Origin of the sequence: Streptomyces sp. NPDC050619, from assembly GCF_040654815.1 — a bacterium.
Classification (GTDB): Bacteria; Actinomycetota; Actinomycetes; order Streptomycetales; family Streptomycetaceae; genus Streptomyces.
In genome coordinates this window covers 75,437-91,088 of sequence record NZ_JBFAIR010000023.1, presented here as the reverse complement: position 1 = coordinate 91,088, position 15,652 = coordinate 75,437, and the positions used below count along the sequence as shown (strand labels likewise).

General features: G+C 70.3%; 13 protein-coding genes. 3 read left to right on the top strand and 10 right to left on the bottom strand.

The window, feature by feature from the left end; all coding sequences use genetic code 11:
- Positions 1 to 69: 69 nt before the first annotated feature.
- Both AB0I77_RS32585 and AB0I77_RS32580 read left to right on the top strand, forming a co-directional pair.
- The gene (locus AB0I77_RS32585) at positions 70 to 2,196 is read left to right on the top strand and encodes a hypothetical protein (protein WP_363286318.1); all 2,127 of its coding nucleotides are present in this window, start codon (positions 70 to 72) and stop codon (positions 2,194 to 2,196) included.
- Positions 2,196 to 3,794: a hypothetical protein gene (locus AB0I77_RS32580; protein WP_363286317.1), complete on the top strand. Its 1,599-nt coding sequence runs from the start codon at positions 2,196 to 2,198 to the stop codon at positions 3,792 to 3,794. The genes AB0I77_RS32585 and AB0I77_RS32580 overlap by 1 nt, the downstream gene beginning before the upstream one ends.
- Here AB0I77_RS32580 and AB0I77_RS32575 read toward each other — a convergent pair.
- From AB0I77_RS32575 to hemL, 9 genes are all read right to left on the bottom strand, one after another.
- A complete protein-coding gene (locus AB0I77_RS32575; protein ID WP_363286316.1) occupies positions 3,791 to 4,201 on the bottom strand; it encodes an SRPBCC domain-containing protein in 411 nt (136 codons plus the stop codon). The genes AB0I77_RS32580 and AB0I77_RS32575 overlap by 4 nt on opposite strands.
- Before the next feature lie 266 nt (positions 4,202 to 4,467).
- A complete protein-coding gene (locus tag AB0I77_RS32570) occupies positions 4,468 to 4,722 on the bottom strand; it encodes a sigma factor (RefSeq protein ID WP_363286412.1) in 255 nt (84 codons plus the stop codon).
- A gap of 83 nt (positions 4,723 to 4,805) precedes the next feature.
- Positions 4,806 to 5,921, bottom strand: coding sequence for a c-type cytochrome biogenesis protein CcsB (gene ccsB, locus AB0I77_RS32565; protein ID WP_363286315.1), 1,116 nt, complete (start codon positions 5,919 to 5,921; stop codon positions 4,806 to 4,808).
- Positions 5,918 to 7,654, bottom strand: coding sequence for a cytochrome c biogenesis protein ResB (locus AB0I77_RS32560; RefSeq protein ID WP_363286314.1), 1,737 nt, complete (start codon positions 7,652 to 7,654; stop codon positions 5,918 to 5,920). The genes ccsB and AB0I77_RS32560 overlap by 4 nt, the downstream gene beginning before the upstream one ends.
- Before the next feature lie 3 nt (positions 7,655 to 7,657).
- Positions 7,658 to 8,419, bottom strand: a complete 762-nt coding sequence (locus AB0I77_RS32555) for a cytochrome c biogenesis protein CcdA (RefSeq protein WP_363286411.1) — start codon at positions 8,417 to 8,419, stop codon at positions 7,658 to 7,660.
- Positions 8,420 to 8,453: 34 nt separating this feature from the next.
- A complete protein-coding gene (locus AB0I77_RS32550; RefSeq protein ID WP_363286313.1) occupies positions 8,454 to 9,116 on the bottom strand; it encodes a TlpA disulfide reductase family protein in 663 nt (220 codons plus the stop codon).
- Between the two features lie 66 nt (positions 9,117 to 9,182).
- The gene (locus AB0I77_RS32545; RefSeq protein ID WP_363286312.1) at positions 9,183 to 10,475 is read right to left on the bottom strand and encodes a hypothetical protein; all 1,293 of its coding nucleotides are present in this window, start codon (positions 10,473 to 10,475) and stop codon (positions 9,183 to 9,185) included.
- 134 nt (positions 10,476 to 10,609) lie between these two features.
- Positions 10,610 to 11,257, bottom strand: coding sequence for a histidine phosphatase family protein (locus AB0I77_RS32540; RefSeq protein WP_363286410.1), 648 nt, complete (start codon positions 11,255 to 11,257; stop codon positions 10,610 to 10,612).
- A gap of 41 nt (positions 11,258 to 11,298) precedes the next feature.
- On the bottom strand, positions 11,299 to 12,615 hold the full coding sequence (hemL, locus tag AB0I77_RS32535; RefSeq protein WP_363286311.1) for a glutamate-1-semialdehyde 2,1-aminomutase: 1,317 nt from the start codon (positions 12,613 to 12,615) through the stop codon (positions 11,299 to 11,301).
- A 558-nt stretch (positions 12,616 to 13,173) separates the two neighbouring features.
- On the opposite strand from hemL, the gene AB0I77_RS32530 reads away from it, so the two are divergent.
- Entirely contained in the window at positions 13,174 to 13,611 is a 438-nt protein-coding gene (locus tag AB0I77_RS32530; protein ID WP_019061278.1) for a hypothetical protein, read from the top strand.
- A gap of 859 nt (positions 13,612 to 14,470) precedes the next feature.
- Here AB0I77_RS32530 and AB0I77_RS32525 read toward each other — a convergent pair.
- Entirely contained in the window at positions 14,471 to 15,628 is a 1,158-nt protein-coding gene (locus AB0I77_RS32525) for a helix-turn-helix domain-containing protein (protein ID WP_363286310.1), read from the bottom strand.
- Positions 15,629 to 15,652 lie beyond the last annotated feature (24 nt).

The window sequence follows — 15,652 nt, the reverse complement described above, 5'->3', positions numbered from 1 at the left end:
CACCACGCGCTCTGGCCCGTATCAACACCCTCTCTTTACTCTGGTGTTGGAGGCTCCGGGGGGAGAGACGTGGGCAGACCACTGCACGGGCGCGGCGCACTGTTCGACACGGATCCGGCCGGTCTCGCACCGCGGCTGGTGGGGCTGCGGCCGCATCAGCACCGGGCCACGCCCACCGAGCATCGCGCCGAGCTGCCCTTCGTCCTGCTCACCGGCGGGCGCGGGCTGGGCAAGAGCGCGGTGCTCGGGGAGTTACGGGAGGCGTACAAGGGGCACACGCCCGTCGCGTTGATCGACTGTGCGGACGGGCAGTTCGCGGGGCCCTCCGGCGGGCGGCCCCGCGAGGCCTGGTCGCCGGTGTCGCAGGCGCTGCTGGTGGTCGCCGAGCAGCTCGCGGAGCCGGTGACCGGGGCCGGGCGGATCACGTTTCCACGCTTGATGTCGGGCCTGGTCGCGGTCGCCGCGGGCGGCTGGGACGACGCCGACTCCGAGCGCATCCGGCGCGAGGTGGAGCGGATCCTGCTGCTGAACGAGAGCGGTTCGTGGGTCGCGGGGATGGCGGGGCGGATGGCGGGCCGGGTCGCCGCCAATGTCGTCGCGGCGGTGAGCGGCACCGGGCCGCTGGTGTCGTCGGCGATCGAGGCGACCCTGGAGTCCTTCTCCGACAGTTTCGTCAGCCGGCGCCACCAGCGGGCCGCCACCTGGTGGCGCGACTACCCGAACGCGGCCGGCCACGCCCGGCGCGGGCTGATCCTGCTCTCCGGGCACTTCCGGGCCGGCGGCACCTCCCGGGAGCACGCCGAGCGGTATCTCGTCCGGGCGCTGCTCGCCGACCTGACCGACGCCTACGCGGGCGTGCTGCCGCGCATGCGGCGGCTGGGGCGACCGCTCGTCCTCGTCGACAACGCGCAGTCCGCGCCCGGCCCGGGGCTCGTCGACGCCGTCCTGCGCGACCGCTCCGAAGGGATCGCCGACCAGGTCGTCTTCGTCGGCGCGCTGCGCGGCGACAGCCCCTCGGCCCTGCGCAATGCCGTACGGCGGGCGCTGCCCGAGGTGGCGCGGCGCAGCGACTGGACGCCCGATCCGGCGGCGCCGTCCTCCCGGGCGCTGCTGGTGTCGCTGCCGCCGCTGAGCCCCGACGACACCCTGCACCTGGTGGGCGCCGTCTGCGCCGATGTCCCGGTGCCGCCCCAACTGCCGTACGCCACCCACCGGTTGACCGGGGGGAATCCGCTGGGCGTGGTCCTGCTCGCCGACTCCGCCGCGCAGAACCTGCCCGCCGCCGCCTCCCTCGGGGAGCTGCTGACCGCTGACGTACGGCTTCAGGAGGACCGCGACGGGCGGCCCGCCTACCTCGAACTCCTCGACCGGCTGGTCCCCGCCGACCGGCTGGACGAGCTGACAGTCCTGGCCGCCGCCCACGACCACGACTCGGCCCGCGCGCTCGCCGAGGCGCTCCTCCCGGACGACTTCGGCCCGGCGGACGTACGGGCTCTGCAGAGCCGGCTCGTGCGGGAGGGGCTGCCCGAGGTGCCGGGCCGGTTCGTGGGCGACGCGTTCGTACGGACCCTGCTGTTGCTGCGGCTGCATCACCGGGACGCCGATCACCGGCAGTGGCGCGAGGCGCACGAGACGCTCATCCGGTACTACGCGCCGCTCGCCGAGGACGACGACCCGGCCCGCGCCCGCTACCGGCTGCACCACGAACTCGCCCTGGGCGGCGCCGAGTCGGCGGTGGCGTATCTGCGCGACACCTTCCTCACCCTGGACCCCCGCACCTGGCTGCGGTCGCTGCGCTTCATCGCCTCGGCACCCTATTTCCACGCGCACGACGCCGAGGGCCACGACTTCGCGGGGCGGGCCGACCGGCGGGCGGCGGTCGCGCTCGGCCGGACGGACGCCGCGCAGGACGTGCCGGACGGCGTGGACGCCGTACTGCACCTGCGCGTACGACGGCTGCTGCACGCGGTGTGGCAGCTGACCGACCCGCTCGCGCTGCCCGACCCGAAGGTGTGCGACCGGCTGCGGTTCGAACTGGAGCAGCTGTCCAACCTGCGGCCGGCGGGCAACGCGCTGCTGTGGCGGGCCTCGCGGGACTGGCCCGAGGACGCGCTCGCGGGGCGGGCGTTGCGGGTGCTTGAGGACGGGGACGGGGACGGGGACGGGGACGACGTGAACGGGGACGGGGAGGCGTGATGGCAGGGCGACGTTCGGGCAGCGGCTCAGGCAGAGGTTCAGGCCGCGGCTTCGGCACACGGTTACGCGAGGGCGTCTGGGAGATACCGCTGCGCCGCTATCTGGCCCTGCTGGTGGCCGCCGCGGTCGTGGCCGGGCTGGTCCTCGCCGTCCGGACGCTGCTCCAGGACGACCGCTCCTGCGCCCCCGGTGTCGTCATGCCCGAGGGCAGCGACGAGTGCGTGGGCGTGTCGGCCACGGGCTACTACTTCGACCGGCCCCAGCTGAGGGAGGTGGTACGGGCGATCGACCGCGAGAACAAGTCCATCGAGGGCGGTTATGTCACCGTCGCCATGCTGGAGCCGTTCACCGCGACCGACCCCGACAACCTCGGAGACGTGCTGCACGAGTTGCAGGGCGCGTATCTGGCGCAGTACCAGGCCAACCACAACTCCAACGGCGCCGTACCGGCGATCCGGCTGGTGCTCGCCAACCCGGGGGCCACCGGCGCCCATTGGGAGCACACGGTCGACCAGCTGGAGCGGATGACGAAGGGCAAGGACCGGCTGCGGGCGGTCACCGGGGTCGGGCTGAGCACCGCGAACAACAAGAAGGCCGTCGCCGCGCTCACCGCCCGCGGTATCGCGGTGGTCGGCACCTCCATCACCGCCGACGACCTCGCCAACGGGCTAAGCGGCAAGAACCCCTTCCCGGGGCTCGCCCGGGTCGCCCCCACCAACTCCGACGAGGCCCGCGCGCTGGCCTCCTTCGCCAAGGACCAGGCGGTCTCCTTCAGCGCCGACCAGGCGGTGCTGGTGTACGACGAGAAGGGCGACCCGTACACGCGGACGCTCCAGCGCTCGTTCCAGAAGCTGCTGAAGGGGTCGCCGTACGCGCCGTGGTCGTTCAACGCGCCCGACGACCGCAGCCAGGAGGGCAACACCGCCAACGACTTCCGGCAGATCACCCACCTCGTCTGCGACACCGGCGACAGCACGGACACCATCTTCTTCGCCGGACGTCACACCCAACTGCGCCAGTTCATCAACGCGTTGGGCAACCGTGGCTGCCAGGACCGTAAGTTCACCCTGCTCAGCGGGGACGAGGCCTCGTACCTCACCGGGGACAAGAAGCTCGACCGGGACGCCCTCAAGCGCAACCTCACCGTCCGCTACACGGCCCTGGCCCACCCGGACGCCTGGCTGAAGGGCCCGGCGCCGACCGGCGGCTCCACCGCGGACGCGAAGGCCCTCCTGGACCTGGTGGCCGAGGCCCGGGGCGACAAGGTGGGGCCCATCGGCAAGGTCGACCTGGAGGACGGGCAGCTGATCATCGCGTACGACGCCATGCGCCTGACCTACCAGGGCATCCGCGAGGCCAAGCCGCCGGGGAAGACCGCTCCGGCCCTGGAGGACGTCAGCAACGAGTGGCGCCTGATGAAGGGCACCCAGCAGCGGGTGAACGGCGCGAGCGGCTGGATCTGCCTGAACAACCACGGCAACCCGTACGACAAGGCCGTACCGATCGTGGAACTGACGCCCGAGGGCACGGCCCGCTTCGTGAAGATCGCCTGGCCGGAGGGGAAGCCGCCGGCCAAGGAGTGCCTGCCGCCGTCCTAGGCGGAGTCTTCGGCTTCCAGGGAATCAATCAGCAGTTCGAAGCGGGCCCGCCAGCGCGCCTCCGACTCCCGGTCCCCCCGGAACTCGTGGGTGAAGCGCAGGGCGGACCCCTCTTCCCCGTCCCGCTCCAGGTGGAAGCGGATCCGCCCGCCGCCCTCCAGCGTGTACTCGGCGACCCGCTCCACGTCCCACGCGGTCACCTGCCCGGACCCGAAGTCACGCAGAGTGACCGCGCCGCCGAGATGGGGTTGAAGAACCTCGGCCGGCGTGCACCAGGCCCCGAGCCCCTCCGGGGTGGAGAACGCGGGCCAGACCGCCTCCATGGGCCTCGGGAACCGCACCAGGAAGTGCAGGACGTGCGTGTTCCCGTGGGTCCGGCTGGTGGCCTGTTCTATCGAACCGGTCATGACACCAGCCTGACTCCTGGCCCCGGGTTGTGCACGCCGTTACGCTCGCGCCCGGCTTGTCGACGACGGCGCGCTCCAGGATGCCCCACGCGCCCTTGGGCCGGGCGACGCCCGGGGAGGGGGTGGCGGCGGGTGGGGTGGAGGCGTCCCCGTCGGACGGCAGAAGGCTGATCGCCACGGCGGCGACCTCGGCCGCGACGAGCACGGGGCGCACGGGGCGCGGCAACCCGCGCCGGGCCTGCGAGCTTTGTTCGCGCTCGCGAGAGTCACGACCGTACGGTCCCCACCGGCACCCCGAGCGCCTCGGCGGCGGCCCGGTAGTCCAGCCCCGACCACGGGTGATGGGGGTCCCCCTCGCTCGAGCGAAGCCGAGAGTGGGGGAGCAGGACGTTGGTGGCGATCCCGAGCAGCCAGGGCCGCACGGAGCCGCCCTCCTCGTCGAGCTTCTCGCGCAGCCGCCAGGCGTCCAGGAAGGTCAGCGAGACGACGTCCTCGGCGAGTGCCCACTCCCCCGTGCGTATCCACGCCCTCTACCTGTCCGTACGGCGAAGGCCGGTTCCCGTGACTCAGGTCACAGGAACCGGCCTTGAGGCTGCGGGAGCGGTTACACGCCCGCGTACGAGTGCCTGCCTGAGACGAAGATGTTCACGCCGTAGTAGTTGAACAGCCAGCAGCCGAAGGCGATCAGGGCCAGGTAGGCGGCCTTGCGGCCCTTCCAGCCGGCCGTGGCGCGGGCGTGCAGGTAGCAGGCGTAGGCGACCCAGGTGATGAACGCCCAGGTCTCCTTGGGGTCCCAGCCCCAGTAGCGGCCCCAGGCGTCGCCCGCCCAGATCGCGCCCGCGATGATCGTGAACGTCCACAGGGGGAAGACGGCCGCGTTGACGCGGTAGGAGAACTTGTCGAGGCTCGCGGAGGCGGGCAGCCGCTCCAGGAACGAGGTGGCGAACTGGCCCGGCTTCCCGCCGGTGGCCAGCTTGTTCTCGTAGGAGTCCTTGAACAGGTAGAGGATCGTGCTGACGGCGCCGACGTAGAAGACCGCGCCGCACAGGATCGCGGTCGAGACGTGGATGTACAGCCAGTACGAGTGCAGGGCGGGAACCAGCTGGTCGCTGGCGGTGTACAGGACCGTGACGGCGATGCCGAGATCAAGGAGGACCGTCGTGATCAGGAACAGCCCGAGCCAGCGCACGTTCTTCTTCAGCGCGAGCAGCGTGAGGTACACGGCGACGGCCACGGTGGAGAAGGTGATGTTGAACTCGTACATGTTGCCCCACGGCGCCCGCTCCACGGAGGCCGCGCGAGCGATCACCCCGCCCAGCTGGACCAGGAACGCGAGCACGGTGAGGGACACGGCGATCCGGCCGTAGAGGTCACCCTGCGCATCCCCACCGTGGGCCCCGGGCCCGTCGGGCACGTCACGCGACCCGGACGCGGCCCGCACGACGACCTGCGGCCGCTCCAGTACGGCGGTGGCGCCGCCCTTCTGCACGGTGACGGCCGGAGCCTTCGCCTTGGCCTCGGTACCCGTGAGCGCGGCGGCCGTGCGGCCGATCTTGCTGCGGCTGCCGAAGATCCATTCCATGATGTAGGCGAAGAAGGCCAGGGTGTAGACGGCCATCGCGGAGTAGATCAGCGTGTTGCTGAGGTTCGCGAGGCCTTCGTTGGTCGCGACGGCCAGGTTCGTCGCGTGGGTGAGGTCGGTTGCGGCGGCGAGAGTCATTTCTCAGCCCCTTCGGCAGGTACGACTGGGTGTTCGGGGGTGGAGGCGGGGGTGGGGGTGTCCCCGGGGGAGGCTTCTGGATCGGGGGCGCCCGGTGCCTTGTCGTACAGGATTCCGGCGAGGTTGCCGAGTTCCTCGGGCACCTTGGCGGACTCGCTGCGGCCGAGGCCGGCCATCTCGACGACGGTGACGCCGTCGGCGCCCTTGGCGGCCCGCACCCACACGCGGCGGCGCTGGATGAACAGGGAGCCGGCCAGACCGAAGATCGCGGTGATCGCTCCGCCGAGCGCCCAGCCGCTGCCGGGCTGGCGGGTGACCTGGAAGCCGGCCCATTCCTTGATGCCGTTGAAGGTGACCGAGCCGGCGCCGTTCGGGAGGTTCATGGTCTCGCCGGGCTTGAGATTCGCCCTGAACTGCGCGCCCTTGGCGTCCTTGAACCCCTTCAGGTTGGTCTTGTCGAGCTGGTACACGCTCTGCGGGATGCCCGCGTCGACACCGAGGTCGCCGTGATACGCCTCCAGGTTCAGGATCGGGTTCAGCAGCGCCGGGAACTGCGAGACCACCGCGGAGCCCTTTCCTCCGTACGTCGGCAGGAAGGAGGCCTGGAAGCCGAGCTGTTCCTTCTGGTCCTTGGCGTTGCGGTAGCCGTCCATGACCTTGACCGCACCGGTGGAGGTGACGTTGGAGTCGAGCGGCAGCAGCGGCGTGGCCTCGTGGTCCATGACGACGTCGCCCTTGGCGTCCCGGATGGTGAGGATGGGCGCGTAGCCGTGGCTGACGAGGTAGACCTTCGAGTCGCCGACCTGCAACGGCTCGTTGACCTTGATGGTGGCCTTCTCGTCCTTGCCGTAGGCGCCGACGCTGTAGTCGACGGTCGCCTGGTAGAGGCGGGGGGTGCCCCGGTTCGGGCCGGACGTCTCGTAGGTGCCCGTGAAGTTGTCCAGGGTGAAGCTGAACGGGTCCAGGTCGTCCTGCGTGAAGAGGGTGCCGGACTTGAAGTCGTCGTACTGCGTGAGGGTGTTGGCGAAGCCGCCGCCCTCCAGGATCAGCTTGTCGCCCTCGGACTTGAAGAGCTGGCCCCAGGCGAAGGCGATGAGCATCACCACCAGCGCGATGTGGAAGGCGAGGTTGCCGCCCTCCCGCAGATAGCCCTTCTCGGCGGCGACGGCGTCACCGGCGAGGTGGGCGCGGAAGCGGCGCTTCTTCAGCAGGGCGAGCGCGGCCTCGCGGACCTCCTCGGGCTCGGCCCCGGTGCGCCAGGTGGTGTAGGCGGGCAGCCGGTTCAGGCGCCGGGGGGCGCCCGGCGGACGGCCGCGCAGCTGGCCCACGAACTGCCAGCTGCGGGGCACGATGCAGCCGATGAGGGAGATGAACAGCAGGATGTAGATCGCCGAGAACCACACCGAGCTGTAGACGTGGAAGAGGCCGAGCTTGTCGTAGACCTCGCCGAGGGTGGGGTGGTTCTTCTGGAAGTCGGCGACCTTCGTGGCGTCGGTCCCGGACTGCGGGATCAGCGAGCCGGGGATCGCGCCGAGGGACAGCAGCAGGAGCAGCAGCAGCGCGACCCGCATGGAGGTGAGCTGGCGCCAGAACCAGCGGACCCAGCCGATGACGCCCATGGAGGGCAGGTTGGGGGCGTCCTCCTGGGGCGCGGTGGACAGCTGGGAGCTCGCGGCGCTCAGGTCCTGGTCGTCGGTCCGCTCCGCAGTGGTGTCGGTTGTCGTCTTGCTCATCGATCAGATCCCCACAGTGAAGCCGTTGGACCAGGTCTGCATGTCCTGCACGATGCTGTCCCACGCGCCGGTCAGCAGCAGCAGCCCGGTCACGATCATCATGCCGCCGCCGATCCGCATGACCCAGACATAGTGCCGCTTGACCCAGCCGAAGGCCCCGAGGGCCTTGCGGAAGGCGACCGCGGCAAGGACGAAGGGGATGCCGAGGCCGAGGCAGTAGGCGACGGTCAGTACGGCCCCGCGGCCCGCGCTGCCCTGGTCCGAGGAGAGGATCAGCACGGAGGAGAGGGTCGGGCCGATGCACGGCGTCCAGCCGATGCCGAACAGCGCGCCGACGACGGGGGCGCCGGCCAGCCCGGTCATGGGCCGCTTGTGCAGGCGGAACTCCCGCTGGGTCATCCAGGGCATCAGCCCCATGAAGAAGACACCCATGAGGATCATGAAGACGCCCAGCACCTTGGACGTGATGTTCCGGTGCTCCTGGAGCGTGTCGCCGAAGTACCCGAACAGGGCCCCGCTGGAGACGAACACGGCGGTGAAGCCCAGCACGAAGAGGGAGGCACCGGCGACCATCCGGCCACGCCGGGCCTCGCCCAGGTCGGTGCCGGTGACGCCGGTGACGTACGACAGATAGCCGGGGACGAGGGGGAGGACGCACGGGGAGAAGAAGGAGACGAGGCCGCCGAGCAGCGCGATGGGCAGGGCCACCAGCAGGGCGCCGTTGAGCACCGTGTTGTTGTAGCCCGTCGCGGCGAGTGTGGACACTCCGGTGGCGGCGAACGATGACACCCCGGTCACGTCACTTCTCCGCGAGGACCGGCTTGAGCATGCTGCGCAGCTTGTCCTCGCTGAGCGCCTGGAGCGTGCGCGCGGCGATCTTCCCGTCCCGGTCGATGATGAGCGTGGACGGGATGGCCTGCGGGTTGAGCGTGCCCTTCTTGAAGCGGAGCATCAGCTTGCCCGTCGGGTCGAACAGGCTCGGGTAGCTGACGCCGTACTCCTTCTCGAAGGCCTTGGCCGGACCGGTGCTGGCGTCACGGGTGTTGATGCCGACGAACTGGACGCCCTGGTCCTTGACGTCCTGGTAGACCGTCTCGAGGTTCTTCGCCTCGGCCCGGCAGGGCGGGCACCAGGAGCCCCAGATGTTGAGGACGACGATCTTGCCCTTGTAGTCGGCGACGTCCAACTGCTTGCCGTCGACGGTCTTGCCGGACAGGTCGGGGGCGTCGGCCCGCCCGCCCTTGTCGACGGTGGCGACGCCGTCGGCGCCCGTGACGAAGTTGGTGTTGCCGCCGCCGCCCGAGGTACCGCCGGAGCTGCACGCGGAGAGCGTCAGCGCGGCCGCCGCGACACCTGCGGTCAGCAGGACGGCGCGGCTACGGGCCGTGCTCTTCGGACGGAGGGGACGGACCGGGCGGTTGGTGCGATTCGAGCGCAGGGGTGCGCGGCTGGCGGCACTCATGTGAAAAGTTTCGCATGCCCGTTCTGGGGATCTTGCGCACCCCCCTTGTGGGCGGAAACCCGCATTTCAGGCGGCGTTCGCGGAGGCCGTGGAGGAGGCGGTGGAGGAGGCCGTGGGGGTGCCCTTCAGGAAGGATTTCCAGCCACCGGCCGGCTGCTGCCCGACGTCCAGCGTCCGCAGCTGTTCGAGCACTTCTGGCTTCTGTACGTCCAGCCAGTCCACGAACTGCCGGAAGGAAACGAGCCGGATGTCCGCGCCCTTCTCCTTCTCGCGCCCGATGTGCTTCAGCGCCTCCTCGACGGCGTCCATGTAGATGCCGCCGTTCCACTGCTCGAAGTGGTTGCCGACGAAGAAGGGGGCGCGGTTTGTCTCGTATGCCCGCTTGAAGCCCGCTATGTAGGACCCGGCGGACTGCTCGCGCCAGGCCGGGTAGTTGTGGGCGGGCGCGTTGGTGGAGTTGATCGACTGGTTGGCGAGCATGTTGTAGTCCATCGAGAGGACCTCGAAGCCGCGGCCGGGGAAAGGTATCGCCTGCAACGGCAGGTCCCAGATGCCCGCCCGCTTCTGCGGCCAGACCTGACGGCCGCCGGGCGAGGAGGCGTCGTAGCGCCAGCCGAGTTCGCGGGCGGTGGGCAGCAGGTTGTCCTGGCCGAGGAGGCAGGGGGTGCGGCCGCCGACGAGTTCCTTGTCGTAGTCGAAGGGCAGGGACGGCAGGTCCCTCCACCCGGTGTTGGTCCGCCACTCCTTGACGAAGGACTTGGCCTGGTCGATCTCGCTCCGCCACTGCTGCGGCGTCCAGTTGGCGACGGTGCCGCTGCCGGAGCAGAAGTGGCCGTTGAAGTGGGTGCCGATCTCATGGCCGTCGAGCCAGGCGCTGCGGACGTTCGTCAGGGTCGCCTTGACGTGCTCGTCGGTGAGGTAGCCGATGTCGGAGGCGCCGCGCCGGTTGTTCGGCGGGTCGTACAGGCGCTTCTTCGACTCGGGCAGCAGGTACAACCCGGAGAGGAAGAAGGTCATGTGCGCGTCGTGCTCCTTGGCGAGCTCGAGGAAGCGCGGGAAGAGTCCGTTGCCGACCTCGCCGGCGCCGTCCCAGGAGAAGACCACGAACTGCGGCGGGGTCTGGCCCGGCTCCAACGGCTCGGGCTTGCCGGGCTGGTGGGGCTGCTTGCCGGTGAAGGAGGTGGAGCCGTCGCCGATGGGCCGGGCGGTGGGCTTGGGGCTGCTCGTGCCCTCACCTCCGGAACCTCGGGTTCGGCTCGGCCCGTCCGACTCCGTGGGGGTGCCGCATCCCGCGAGTCCCGCTGCGGCCACGGCCCCCGCGCCGAGTCCGAGTGCTCCCCTGCGAGTGAGAGTGCGCATCGCATTCCCCGTTCATCACGTCCTGCTGGTGGTCACCCAGTCAGAGGACGTGACGAACAGAAAGGTTTTCTCTCGCTCGCACAGATTTCGCAACGAATGTCACGAGGACGTCACAAGAGCCGAAGGATCTGCGCTCAGGCGCCGAAGGCCTTACCCTTCCCCTTCACCGGCCTGGCGCCGGAGAGGAGATGCGCGGGGACCAGATCGCGGGCCGGCTCGGTGTAGCCGACGGAAACGATCCTGTCGCCCTGGTACGTGAAGGTCGTCAGCGAGGCGAGCGTGCACTGCCGCTTGCGCGGGTCGTGCCACAGCCGCCGCTTCTCGACGTACGACCGCACGATCCAGATCGGCAGCTGATGGCTGACGAGCACGGCCTCGTGCCCCCGCGCCCGGTCCTTGGCGGCGTCGAGCGCCCCCTTCATGCGGACGACCTGGTCGACGTACGGCTCGCCCCAGGACGGCTTGAACGGGTTGACCAGATGCTTCCAGTTCTCGGGCCGCCGCATCGCGCCGTCCCCGACCCCGAACGTCCTGCCCTGGAAGACGTTCCCGGCCTCGATGAGCCGCTCGTCGGCGGCGATGTCCAGGCCGTGCACCTTGGCGATCGGGGTCGCCGTCTCCTGGGCCCGCTCCAGCGGGGAGGCGCAGACGTAGGCGATGTCGCGGGAGGCGAGGTGCTCGGCGACCCGGTCGGCCATCTGCCGGCCGAGCTCGGAGAGGTGGTAGCCCGCGAGACGGCCGTAGAGGACGCCGTCGGGGTTGGCGACCTCGCCGTGCCGCATGAGGTGGACGACAGTGATGTCCCGGTTTTCAGGGGTGGTGCTCACGCGGTGGCCTCCGCAGCCGCTCGGGCCGCCGCCGGGAGGGCGTCGGCGATCCGCTGGATGGCCCGCTCGTCGTGGGCCGTGGACACGAACCAGGACTCGAAGGACGACGGCGGCAGATAGACGCCGTTCGCCAGCAACGAGTGGAAGAAGGCGGTGAAGCGGTACGACTCCTGCGCCTTGGCGTCCTCGTAGTTGCGGACCGGGCGGTCCGTGAAGAAGACGGAGAACATGCTGGAGGCGCTCTGCACGGTGTGCGCGACGCTCTCCTTGCTGAGCGCCTCGGAGACCAGCGCCTGGAGCTGCGTCGATACGGCGTCGATCCGGGCGTAGGCCGCGTCGTCGAGGAGCCGCAGCTGGGCGAGACCGGCGGCGGTGGCGACGGGGTTACCGGAGAGGGTGCCGGCCTGGTAAACCGGGCCGGCGGGCGCGAGGTGCGCCATGACATCGGCACGCCCCCCGAAGGCGGCCGCGGGGAACCCACCGCCCATGACCTTGCCGAAGGTCATCAGGTCGGGCCGGACCCGGTCGATGCCGTACCACCCGCTCCGACTGGTCCGGAACCCGGTCATGACCTCGTCGGAGATGTACAGGGCGCCGTTCTGCGCGCACGCGTCCTTCAGCCCCTGGTTGAAGCCGGGCATGGGCGGCACGATGCCCATGTTGCCCGGGGAGGCCTCGGTGATCAGGCAGGCGATCTCGCCGGGGTGGGCCGCGAAGGCGGCGTGCACGGCGTCGAGGTCGTTGTAGGGCAGGACGATGGTGTCGCCGGCCTGGGCGCCGGTGACACCGGGGGTGTCGGGCAGCGCGAAGGTGGCGACACCGGACCCGGCGGCGGCGAGCAGCGAGTCGACGTGCCCGTGATAGCACCCGGCGAACTTGATCACCTTGGACCGCTGGGTGAACCCGCGGGCCAGCCGGATGGCCGACATGGTCGCCTCGGTCCCGCTGGACACGAGCCGCACCTGCTCCAGGGGCCCGACCCGGTCGACCATCTCCTCGGCGAGCGCGACCTCGCCCTCGGCGGGCGTACCGAAGGAGGTCCCGCGCGCGACGGCGTCCTGTACGGCGGCGATGACCTCGGGGTGCGCGTGCCCGAGGATCATGGGGCCCCAGGAACAGACGAGGTCGACGTACTCACGACCGTCGGCGTCCTTGAGGTACGGACCGCTGCCGGACACCATGAACCGGGGCGTTCCGCCCACGGCGCGGAAAGCGCGCACCGGGGAGTTCACGCCGCCGGGCGTGACGGCGGCCGCACGGTCGAACAGAGCCTGCGAGACAGGCGCATCGTATGAAAAGGGCAATTCGCTCATGTCCTGCGACTTCTCCGACCTTCTCCGACTTCTCGGACTCCGGTTGCCAGTGACTTCCTCAGGGTAGGCCAGCGGGAGTCGGTGACATCGGCCACCACCGAGCCACTGCTGACCGGGCAGCCAGTCGCATCCGGCCCCCGACCCACCGCGATCTGCGAAACTGGGACCTGATACACACAGCTCACGGGCAGCATGGTGTGGACATGATGCGGAGCGGCTTGTTCAGGGCCTGCGAAGATCCTGCGGACAGGTGTTTCAGCGCACGTTTCGGCGGGCGGCCGTGGGGGAGGTCACTGACACGATGATCGGGTTGCGCGGCGGGGGTCGCGCGTCCTAGAAAAGCAGTCGGGTGGAGATATGCATCGCGGTGGCGGACTGGGCGAGGGGACTGACGACCTGGGTCCTCGACGTGCCCAACGGGGAAGGCACCGGCGCGACGCGGAGGAATCGAACGAAGTACGTCAGGGACACGTTGTACCGGGTGTACCGAGTGAGGAGCCCGAGCGGGCCGAGCGACGGATCGACCAGCTGAGGGCGGGGAGCAGGAATGGTGGTCGGGTGGGGGTGACGTACAAGTACTTCGGCGCGCCCGACGGCGCGACAGCGGCCCGCGTCCCGATCTCGATGCGCCCCGAGGAACTCGGCGGCGACGAACTCGGGATGAACGGCATGTTCACCAAGATCAAGCCGGAGACGATGGCGGCGATGGTCCTGACGGGCATCGAGGGCGTCCCACTGAACAAGGTCCCCCCACTGGAACTGGTGGTCCTGCACCCCGACTACGCGGTCGTGAAACTCCCCATGACGGTCGTCGACCCCCTGCGCGGCATAGGCGAGGAGGCGGTCGGCGCGGCGGCCTTCATCTGGTCGACGGTGCCGGATCGGGGCGGGCCGCGGGATGCGTTCAATGTGTACCAACTGCTGCATGAGTGGCAGGACTTCAGCCACAGGTTGCATGAGGCGGGGCATCAGCCTTATTGCCTTGTCTGGCCGTGAGCTGGGGCGCTGGTAGCGGGCGGGGTCTTCGGGCCTCGCCCTTTTCAGTGCGGGAGAGGGGCCGTCGGCGGCCAGGGCACCCAAGGCCAGCTGGCCGCGCTCGGCGCAGCCCTCGACCTGCTCCCGGTCGCGGTCCGGCCGGCCTCGAACGGGCCGCCACCGCCTTCGAGCGCGCCACCCGCTCCCGCATCGCCGCCGACCACGCCAGCGCCCACGTCCTGCGCCGCAGCGTCCAGGAAATCTGGCGCAACCCGCCCCCACATGGCGACGGAGCCGGGCTGGCGATGCTCCTGGACGCGGTGCTCACCGCGGTGGCCTTCGCGGCGCACTGGCTCCGCACCCGCCAGCACGCCCAACAGGAGGCAGCAGCCGAACAGGCACTCGTCCACCTGCAGACCGCTTACGTGCAGATCGCCGGGCCGGTGCTGGACAACCTCGCCACGCGCCCGGCCTCCAGACCAAGCGCCGCTACGCCCACCGCCTGCAGCAGGCCGTACCCGAGCACGCCGAACGCATCATTCAAGACCGCACCTGGGACGCCCTCGCCACGGTGCTCGCCGAGGCGGAAGCAACGGGGCGCAACGCGGCCGCGATCCTCGACCAAGCCTCAGCCAGCGCACTCTGGACGACGCCCGCAGTCCCGCCGGCGCGCTGATCTGGCGTATCCAGCGCCTCGGCCAACGCCACGCACCCGGCCCTCGCGCCCAGGCAGCAAAGCCCTCCACACCGCTCAAGACACCGCGACGTGGCCTCCACGGCAGCCGCCGCAAGGGCATCGGCGCTGAACAGTCGACCCGGCGGCGCCTGACAAGGACGATCAGTTCCTGAGCCACGGCCCAACTACCCGCCCTGACCTGGATCAAGCGGCCATCTCGCTGCGTATCCGGTCCAGTGACTGCGAAGCGGCGGCCTGCTGAGCAGGGAGCCGTGGCCCCGCAGTTCGCATAATCCGCTGTAGCTGATGAGGGAGGCGCTGCACAACGGCCTCCTGGGTTGCGGTATCGAGCGACTGGGCGGCGCCGCCCGTGTCGTTGGCGAGTAGTTGGACGTGCGCGACAGTGATCAGTTCGATGACGCGCCACTGTGGAGCCACGACAGTGGTGGGCACTGGACTGTGTTCCACCAGTCGCATAGCCATGTCGGTGCGCCCCGTTGAGACGAGACCGCGCAGGCGGATCTCATGGAGGGAGAAGGGATTGAACAAGCTGGTGTGGTCGACACGGTCGAGCAGGGCGTCAGTCTCCCGCATCACCCGGTCGAACAGTTCGCCGTTGCCCAGCCCGCCGGCGGCCCGGGCGAGCAGCGGCAGCGCGGCAGCGCGGGCGTTTTCGTCAGGCGCGGTGGCGGCAGCGCGGCACAACCGCTGGACCGCCGCGCCCCCTAGGTTGGCCTTGCGCAGCTCGTTGCCGTGCATGCGCAGCACGTACGAGGTCATGCCCGGGTCCTCGAAATACTCGGCCATGTCAAGGCTCTTGGCCGTCCAGCGGGCGGCAGTGGCAAGGCGTTCCTCCGGCAGAACGTTGCCCAGGGCGACGCCGAGACCGACGCGGGCCCGGGTGAGCAGTTGCAGAACGTCCCGCTCGGTGTGGCCGTCGTCGACACGCGATTCGAGCCGAGCAACGAGCGGCCACAGCTCCGAGACGGCTTCGGAGGCGTGGCCGGACTGGCGGGCGATCTCGGCGAGCCGGACGGTCGACTCGCCGAACTGCAACATCGCCCGGTGGTCCGTGTCGGCAGGGTCGGTGATGCCGAGGACGTGGGGAGGCAATCGCAGAGCCTCGCAGACACGGCGCCGGGAGCCGATGTCATCGAGGGCGCGCTTCCCCAACTCCAAGGCGGAGATGTAGGTCTTGTCGTAGCCGAGGAGTTCAGCGAGGGCCGTCTGGTTCAGGCCGTGCACCTGTCGGTAGAAGCGAAAGATGCCGGCCAGATCCCCTGCGGCCAGTGCGAGTTGGGCCTGCGGTGTCGCCCAGTGCCACTGGGCGTGCCGGGCCGAGGGCCGGGGAGGCGGGCGCATGCTTTCACCCGCTCGCTTCGCGAT

Bases quoted from the DNA above. Each gene is read 5' to 3' on its own strand.
- hemL (WP_363286311.1), bottom strand. From the start codon at position 12,615: ATGAGCGAATTGCCCTTTTCATACGATGCGCCTGTCTCGCAGGCTCTG.
- AB0I77_RS32550 (WP_363286313.1), bottom strand. From the start codon at position 9,116: ATGAGTGCCGCCAGCCGCGCACCCCTGCGCTCGAATCGCACCAACCGC.
- AB0I77_RS32575 (WP_363286316.1), bottom strand. From the start codon at position 4,201: ATGACCGGTTCGATAGAACAGGCCACCAGCCGGACCCACGGGAACACG.
- AB0I77_RS32525 (WP_363286310.1), bottom strand. From the start codon at position 15,628: ATGCGCCCGCCTCCCCGGCCCTCGGCCCGGCACGCCCAGTGGCACTGG.
- AB0I77_RS32560 (WP_363286314.1), bottom strand. From the start codon at position 7,654: ATGAGCAAGACGACAACCGACACCACTGCGGAGCGGACCGACGACCAG.
- AB0I77_RS32545 (WP_363286312.1), bottom strand. From the start codon at position 10,475: ATGCGCACTCTCACTCGCAGGGGAGCACTCGGACTCGGCGCGGGGGCC.
- ccsB (WP_363286315.1), bottom strand. From the start codon at position 5,921: ATGACTCTCGCCGCCGCAACCGACCTCACCCACGCGACGAACCTGGCC.
- AB0I77_RS32540 (WP_363286410.1), bottom strand. From the start codon at position 11,257: ATGCGGCACGGCGAGGTCGCCAACCCCGACGGCGTCCTCTACGGCCGT.
- AB0I77_RS32580 (WP_363286317.1), top strand. From the start codon at position 2,196: ATGGCAGGGCGACGTTCGGGCAGCGGCTCAGGCAGAGGTTCAGGCCGC.